Annotated in this window: 3 protein-coding genes; all 3 read left to right on the top strand. The window is 56.2% G+C overall.

Annotated elements, in window-relative coordinates:
* Positions 1 to 361: IS66 family insertion sequence element accessory protein TnpA (gene tnpA / locus FKP33_RS26700; RefSeq protein ID WP_219996699.1), on the top strand; the 361-nt coding region annotated here is incomplete at its 5' end.
* The gene (gene tnpB, locus FKP33_RS26695; protein ID WP_141336827.1) at positions 355 to 708 is read left to right on the top strand and encodes an IS66 family insertion sequence element accessory protein TnpB; all 354 of its coding nucleotides are present in this window, start codon (positions 355 to 357) and stop codon (positions 706 to 708) included. The genes tnpA and tnpB, both read left to right, overlap by 7 nt.
* A gap of 55 nt (positions 709 to 763) precedes the next feature.
* The coding region (locus FKP33_RS26690) for an IS66 family transposase zinc-finger binding domain-containing protein (RefSeq protein WP_181410301.1) at positions 764 to 1,355 on the top strand (592 nt) is incomplete at its 3' end.

Genomic DNA, 1,355 nt, shown 5'->3' with positions numbered 1-1,355 from the left:
CAAAGCCTGTCACAATGAATCCATCATACCTGGAGAGGATGGACTTATGATGGAAGAGACGTTGCAGGAAATATGGACGAAGCGCATTGCGGCCTATCAGGAAAGCGGGCAAACGATGAAGACCTGGTGTGCGGGGCAGAACCTGACGGTGCATCAGTTAAAATATTGGCTGTACAAAGCCCAGAGACCGCATTCCCGGGCGGCATCTTCTGCGACCTTCCGTGCCGTGGCCGTCACAGCCCCGGAGCCGGAAAACGACCGTTTATGGATACAGGTCGGTTCCGCTCGCATTGCCGTGCGCCCGGGCTTCGATCCGCATCTGCTCCGCGATGTGGTAGCCGCGCTGGTGCCTGAATGCTGAATCCGGCTGCTGCTTCGCAGGTTTATTTTGCCTGCGGCTATACCGACTTGCGCAAATCGATCGATGGCCTGGCGGCGGTCGTCCAAGAACAGTTTGCGCTGAATCCTTTCTCCACGGCGCTATTTGTGTTTTGCAATCGGAAACGCGACAAACTCAAAATCCTGCAATGGGATCATGCCGGCTTCTGGCTTTACTACCGCCGTCTGGAACGGGGAACGTTTCAGTGGCCCTCGGACGGATCTGCTCCGCTCTGCCTGACGCAGCGGGAACTACGCTGGCTTCTTGATGGCCTGTCGCTCAAGCAGCGGCACGCCCATCCTGTCGTATCGCCAGAAGCGGCGATCTGAAACATGGGGTAAACCGTAGCAGGATATGGGCAACTGGCTGTCGAAATGTACAGCTATGAAAACAGAAGCGGAATCCCTTACTCTGGAACAACTCCAGCAGCAAAATGCCAGGCTGGAACAACAAAATGCCGAACTGTCGGCCAAACTCAAATGGTACGAGGAGCAGTTTCGTCTGGCGCAGCAGAAGCGCTTCGGCGCTTCCAGCGAGAAGACACATCCGGATCAACTGGAACTGAACCTGTTTAATGAGGCCGAAGTGCTGGCCACGCCCCAGGGGCAAGAACCTGAAATGGAGAAGGTCACCTACGAACGCCGCAAAACAAACGGCAAGCGCGAGGCGGATCTGTCCAAACTGCAGGTTGAAACGGTGACGTACACGCTGGAAGAAGGAGAGCAAATCTGCCAGTGCTGCGGCGGATCACTACATGAAATGAGTACGGAAACGCGCAGCGAAATCGGCATCGTGCCTCCGCAAGTGAAGGTCATTCGGCATGTGCGGCAGGTGTACGCCTGTCGCCACTGTGAACGTAACGAACTGCAGACGCCAATCATCACCGCGCCGATGCCCAAACCGGTGTATCCGGGCAGTCTGGCCTCGCCGTCCATTTTGGCGTATGTGATGTGCCAGAAATACGTGGACAGCCTGC

The organism is Paenibacillus sp. tmac-D7 (genome assembly GCF_006519665.1).
Taxonomy (GTDB): Bacteria; Bacillota; Bacilli; order Paenibacillales; family NBRC-103111; genus Paenibacillus_G; species Paenibacillus_G validus.
The sequence above is the reverse complement of the archived record's forward strand: the minus strand, read 5'-3'. Positions and strand labels throughout refer to the sequence as shown.